The organism is Cupriavidus sp. 05N40, from assembly GCF_056397305.1.
This window is the reverse complement of the sequence record NZ_JBFTND010000304.1, coordinates 1-6,312: the sequence shown is the minus strand read 5'-3', so window position 1 is coordinate 6,312 and position 6,312 is coordinate 1. Positions and strand designations below refer to the sequence as shown.

Here is a 6,312-nt window from a genome sequence, read left to right as displayed (position 1 = left end):
ACCTCGACCCGACGGCCCAGCAGATCGCCGACATCACCCTGCTGGCGGCCGAAGCGGTCCGGCGCTTCGGCATCACGCCCAGCGTGGCCCTGCTTTCCCACTCCAACTTCGGCGGCTCCACCGCGCCGGCGGCGGTGAAGATGCGCGAAGCGCTGGCACTGGTCAAGGCGCGCGAACCCTCGCTGGCCGTGGAAGGCGAGATGCGCGGCGATGCGGCGTTGTCCAGGCAGATCCTGGAGCACGAGTTCCCCGAATCCTGCCTGCCCACGGAAGCCAACGTGCTGGTGATGCCAAACGTGGATGCCGCCAACATCTCGTACAACCTGATGCGCATCGCCGCGGGCGGCGGCATCACGGTGGGAGGCATCCTGCTCGGCGCCGCGCGCCCGGTGCACATCCTGACGTCCTCGTCCACGGTCCGCCGCATCGTCAACATGAGCGCCGTGGCAACGGTCGACGCCAACGCGCAGCGCGCAACGGCCTGGGCGCTCGATTGAGCGGCCCTCCCCCCGGCGCCGGCGACAAGTAAAACCACAAAGGAGACACCCATGGACAATCAGAGTCACCCCAAGCCGTTTTACCGATCCCTGTACTTCCAGGTCATCACCGCGATCGTTATCGGCGTGATCCTGGGGCACTTCTATCCGCAGGCCGGCGCGGCGATGAAACCGTTGGGAGACGGCTTCATCAAGCTGATCAAGATGATCATCGCGCCGATCATCTTCTGCACCGTGGTGGTAGGCATCGCCGGCATGGAGGACATGAAGAAGGTCGGCAAGACCGGCGGGCTGGCGCTGCTGTACTTCGAGGTGGTGAGCGGCATTGCGCTGGTCGTCGGCCTGGTGATCATCAATATCGTCAGGCCCGGGGCGGGCATGAATGTCGACGTGAGCACGCTCGATACCAAGAGCATTGCCGCCTACACCGAGCCGGGCAAGATGCAGGGCACGGTGGATTTCCTGCTGCATGTGATCCCCAATACCGTGGTGGACGCCTTTGCCAAGGGCGAGATCCTGCAGGTGCTGCTGTTCGCCGTGATGTTTGGTTTCGCCCTGCATAAGTTTGGCGGGCGCGGCACGCTGGTGTTCGATTTCATCGAGAAGTTCTCGCATGTGCTGTTCACCATCRTCGGCTACATCATGAAGGTGGCCCCCATCGGCGCATTCGGGGCGATGGCGTTCACCATCGGGAAATACGGCGTGGGCTCGCTGCTGCAGCTTGGCCAGCTGATGGCGACGTTCTACGCGACCTGCCTGTTCTTCATCTTTGTCGTGCTTGGCGGCATCGCGCGCGCGCATGGGTTCTCGATCTGGAAGTTCATCAAGTACATCAAGGAGGAACTGCTGATCGTGCTGGGCACGTCGTCGTCCGAGTCGGTGCTGCCGCGGATGATGGCCAAGCTGGAGAACCTGGGCGCGCGCAAGTCCGTCGTGGGGCTGGTGATCCCTACCGGCTACTCGTTCAACCTGGATGGCACGTCCATCTACCTGACCATGGCGGCCGTGTTCATCGCCCAGGCGACCAACACCGACATGAGCCTGACGCAGCAACTCACGCTGCTGGCCGTGCTGCTCCTCACCTCCAAGGGCGCCGCCGGCGTCACCGGCAGCGGCTTCATCGTGCTGGCGGCCACGCTGTCGGCGGTGGGGCATGTGCCGGTGGCTGGCCTGGCCCTGATCCTGGGCATCGACCGCTTCATGTCGGAGGCGCGCGCCCTGACCAACCTCATCGGCAACGGCGTGGCCACGGTGGTGGTCGCCAAATGGACCGGCGACCTGGATGTTGCGCGTATGCACCGCCGGCTGGACAACGAATCGGATGCCGAGGCCGACGAGCCGGAAGCGGTGCTGGATCCGCTGGTTGCCCGCATGCCGGCCCCCGGCACCACCCTGACCCGGTGAACGGCAGGCCACGATGAAACCCTCCACCTATCGTCCCGGTGCTTCCCTGAAGGCACCGCATCGCATCGTCATCGTCGGCGGCGGCGCGGGCGGGCTTGAACTCGCCACCCGGCTGGGCGACACCCTCGGCCGGCGCGGGCAAGCCGAAGTCACGCTCATCGAGAAGACCCGCACCCACGTGTGGAAGCCCAAGCTGCACGAGATCGCCGCCGGCAGCATGGACATGAGCGCCCACGAGGTGGGCTATCTCGCGCAATCGCACTGGCACCACTTCCGCTACCGCGTCGGCGAAATGGTAGGCCTGGACCGGGAGCGCCGGGAGGTGCTGGTGGCGCCTTATGTAGACGACGAAGGCGCGCAGATCACGCCGCTGCGCACCTTTGGCTACGACACCCTGGTCATCGCGGTGGGCAGCCAGAGCAATGACTTCGGCACGCCGGGCGTCTACGAGCACGCCATGCGCCTGGAGTCCGCCGCGGACGCGCTGCGCTTTCACTCGCGCATGGTCAACGCCTGCATCCGCGCCCATGCGCAGACCGCGCCCCTGCTGGCCCAGCAGCTGCACGTAGCCATCATCGGCGCCGGCGCCACGGGCGTGGAACTGGCGGCCGAGCTGCACCGCACCACCCGCGAGGTGGTGGCCTTCGGCCTGGACCGTGTCGACGCCGACAAGGACATCCGGGTCACGCTGATCGAAGCCGCGCCGCGCGTGCTGCCGGCGCTGCCGCCGCGCTTGTCCAGCGCCACGGAGGGCCTGCTGCGCAAGCTCGGCGTGGAAGTGCTCACCGACGCCAAGGTGGCCGAGGTGCTGCCCGGTGGCGTGCAGCTGGGCGATGGCCGGCTGCTGCCGGCGGAGCTGGTGGTATGGGCGGCGGGCGTGAAGGCGCCCGACTTCCTCAAGGATCTTGCCGGCCTTGAAACCAACCGGATCAACCAGCTGGTGGTGCACCCCACGCTGCAGACCAGCCGCGACGAGAACATCTTCGCGATTGGCGACTGCGCGGCGTGCGCATGGCCCGAGGCCAACCAGGGCAAGGGCGGCTTCGTGCCGCCGCGCGCCCAGGCCGCGCACCAGCAGGCTTCGCACATGGCCAGGCAGGTCCGCGCCCGCATGGCGGGCAAGGCGCTGGCCAACTATCGCTACCGCGATTTCGGCTCGCTGGTATCGCTGGGCGAGTTCAGCACCGTGGGCAACATGATGGGCGGCCTGATCGGCGGGAGCCTGATGGTGGAGGGATTGTTCGCCCGGATGATGTACCTGTCGCTCTACAAGATGCATGAACTGGCATTGCACGGCTTTGCCAAGGTCGCCCTCGACACGCTGGCGCGCTCCATCGTCAGGCGCACCGAGCCGCATGTGAAGCTGCACTGAGCCCCGTGCCGCCGTCCCGCACACGCACACGCACAAGCACAAGCACACGCACAAGCAACCGCACTCTTCCGGACCCCATGACCAATCCCACCTCCGATCCCTCCCGCTGGATTGCCGAGCTCTTCAGCGCGCAACAGACCATGCTGCGCGCGTTCGGCGCCGCACCCGGAGAGGCGCCGCAAGACGCCGACGCCACGCCCGCGCCGGTCTCCATGCTGGCGGCGGCGCGCGCGCTCGCCGCCTGGCCGGAACAGGCCCTCAGGCAAATGAGCGCGCTCTGGCCGGCGGGCGAGCCCGCCGGCAGCCCGGACCGCCGCTTTGCCGCACAAGCCTGGCGCGACGACCCGCGCTTTGCGCTGGCGGTGCGCCATTACCAGAGCTACGCCACGCTGCTGCAAGGCGCGATCGAGCAAGCGCCGGCCGATGCGCAGACCAAAGGCCAGTGGCAATTTGCGCTGCGCCAGGTGCTGGATGCGCTCAGCCCGGCCAATTGCCTGGCCACCAACCCCGAGGCGCTGCAGCTGGCGGTGGACTCCGGCGGCGCCAGCTTGGTGGAAGGCATGCGCCTGTTCCTGCAGGACCTGGCCAAGGGACGCGTCTCGATGACCGATGAGCAGAGCTTCGAGGTCGGGCGCAACGTGGCCACCACGCCGGGCGCGGTGGTGTATGAGAACGAGCTGATGCAGCTCATCCAGTACGCGCCGGGCGCGGGCAAGGTCCATCAGCGCCCGTTGCTGATCGTGCCGCCCTGCATCAACAAGTTCTACATCCTCGACCTGCAGCCCGAGAACTCATTCGTCGCCCATGCGGTGGCGCAAGGGCATACGGTCTTCCTGGTGTCCTGGCGCAACGTGGAGCAAGCGCAGGGACACCTGACCTGGGACGACTACCTTGAACAAGGCGTGCTGCGCCCCATCGATGTGGCGCAGGAGATCAGCGGCGCCGACCGCGTCAACACCCTGGGCTTCTGCGTCGGCGGCACGCTGCTGGCCTGCGCGCTGGCCGTGGCCGCCGCGCGCGGCCAGGACAAGGTTGCCAGCGTCACGCTGCTCACCACGATGCTGGACTTCGTTGATACCGGCGAGATCGGCCTGCTGGTCAACGAAGCCATGGTCGCGATGCGGGAGGCCACGATCGGCCGCGGCGGGCTGCTGCGCGGCCGCGAGCTGGCCCATGTGTTCGCCGCGCTGCGCGCCAACGACCTGATCTGGCCCTATGCGGTCAACAGCTACCTGAAGGGCAGCGCGCCGCCGGCGTTCGACCTGCTGTCCTGGAACTGCGACGACACCAACCTGYCGGGGCCGATGTACTGCTGGTACCTGCGCAACGCTTACCTGGAGAACCGCCTGCGCGTGCCGGGCGGCACCGTGCAATGCGGGGAGCCGGTGGACTTTGCCCGGGTCCGGGTGCCCGCTTTCCTCTATGCCTCGCAGGACGACCACATCGTGCCGTGGGGCAGCGCCTATGCCACCACGCGCCTGTTGGGCGGCCCGACGACCTTCGTGCTGGGCGCCAGCGGCCACATCGCCGGCGTGATCAACCCGCCGGCCAAAGGCAAGCGCCACCACTGGACCGGCCCGCTCCAGGGCGATCCGCAACGCTGGCTTGACGGCGCCGAGCGCGCCGAAGGCAGCTGGTGGCCGGCCTGGACCCGCTGGCTGGCGCAACACGCCGGCGCGCGCACCGCTACGCGCCGGTCGCTCGGCAACGCCGCCTACCCCGTGATCGAGCCCGCACCCGGGCGCTACGTCAAGGCGAAGGCCGGCTAGCTATCCGCAGTCTGGCCTGCCAATCCCCTATCCACCCTACCCCCGATTCACCCAGGAGAGTCACATGGAAGATGTTGTTATCGTCGCCGCAGCCAGAACCGCCGTCGGCAAGTTCGGCGGCTCGCTGGCCAAGGTGCCGGCCCCCGAACTCGGCGCCACGGTCATCAAGGCCTTGCTCGAGCGCAGCGGCCTGAAGCCGGAAATGGTCGACGAGGTGCTGCTGGGCCAGGTGCTGACCGCGGGCAGCGGGCAGAACCCCGCGCGCCAGGCCGCCCTCAAGGCGGGCCTGCCGAACACCGTGCCCGCCATGACCATCGGCAAGGTCTGCGGCTCCGGCCTGAAGGCCGTGCACCTGGCGGCCCAGGCCATCAAGTGCGGCGATTCGGATATCGTCATCGCCGGCGGCCAGGAGAACATGAGCGCATCGCCGCACGTGCTGGCGGGATCGCGCGACGGCCAGCGCATGGGCGACTGGAAGCTCACCGACACGATGATCGTCGACGGCCTGTGGGACGCCTTCAACCAGTACCACATGGGCACCACCGCCGAGAACGTCGCCAAGGCGTACAACATCTCGCGCGAGCAGCAGGACGCGTTCGCGGCCGCGTCGCAGCAGAAGGCCGAACAGGCGCAGAAGACCGGCCGCTTCAAGGACGAGATCGTGCCGGTCTCGATCGTCTCGAAGAAAGGCACCGTGATCTTCGATACCGACGAGTTCATCAAGCACGGCACCACCGCCGATGCCCTGGCGGGCCTGCGGCCGGCCTTCGACAAAGCCGGCTCCGTCACCGCCGGCAATGCCTCCGGCCTGAACGACGGCGCCGCGGCGGTCCTGATGATGTCGGCCAGCAAGGCGCGCGAACTGGGACTCAAGCCCCTGGCCCGCATCGCCTCCTATGCCTCGGCCGGGCTCGACCCGACCATCATGGGCATGGGCCCGGTCCCGGCCTCGCAGCGTTGCCTGCAAAAGGCCGGCTGGAGCATCAACGACCTGGACCTGATGGAGATCAACGAGGCCTTCGCCGCCCAGGCGTGCGCGGTCAACCAGGAGATGGACTGGGACGCCAGCAAGATCAACGTCAATGGCGGCGCCATCGCCATCGGGCATCCCATCGGGGCATCGGGCTGCCGCATCCTGGTCACCCTGCTGCACGAGATGGCCCGGCGCGACGCCCGGCGCGGCCTGGCGTCGCTATGCATCGGCGGCGGCATGGGCGTGGCGCTGGCTGTCGAGCGCTAAGACAGCATTCATTACACAAGGAGAAAACGA

Annotated in this window: 5 protein-coding genes; all 5 read left to right on the top strand. The window is 67.8% G+C overall.

The genetic code is table 11. The annotated features are described in order from the left end of the window. Window positions 1–497 (top strand): phosphate acyltransferase (locus tag AC1DO7_RS38540; protein WP_477117364.1); only part of this gene is annotated, 497 nt, incomplete at its 5' end. A 51-nt stretch (window positions 498–548) separates the two neighbouring features. Continuing rightward, entirely contained in the window at window positions 549–1,901 is a 1,353-nt protein-coding gene (locus AC1DO7_RS38535; protein ID WP_477117363.1) for a dicarboxylate/amino acid:cation symporter, read from the top strand. Window positions 1,902–1,914: 13 nt separating this feature from the next. Continuing rightward, window positions 1,915–3,273, top strand: coding sequence for an NAD(P)/FAD-dependent oxidoreductase (locus AC1DO7_RS38530; RefSeq protein WP_441615725.1), 1,359 nt, complete (start codon window positions 1,915–1,917; stop codon window positions 3,271–3,273). A gap of 77 nt (window positions 3,274–3,350) precedes the next feature. Then, window positions 3,351–5,042: a class I poly(R)-hydroxyalkanoic acid synthase gene (phaC, locus tag AC1DO7_RS38525; protein WP_477117362.1), complete on the top strand. Its 1,692-nt coding sequence runs from the start codon at window positions 3,351–3,353 to the stop codon at window positions 5,040–5,042. Between the two features lie 64 nt (window positions 5,043–5,106). Continuing rightward, window positions 5,107–6,282 (top strand): acetyl-CoA C-acetyltransferase, encoded by a 1,176-nt coding sequence (locus AC1DO7_RS38520; RefSeq protein ID WP_441615722.1) that lies wholly within the window; start codon window positions 5,107–5,109, stop codon window positions 6,280–6,282. Window positions 6,283–6,312 lie beyond the last annotated feature (30 nt).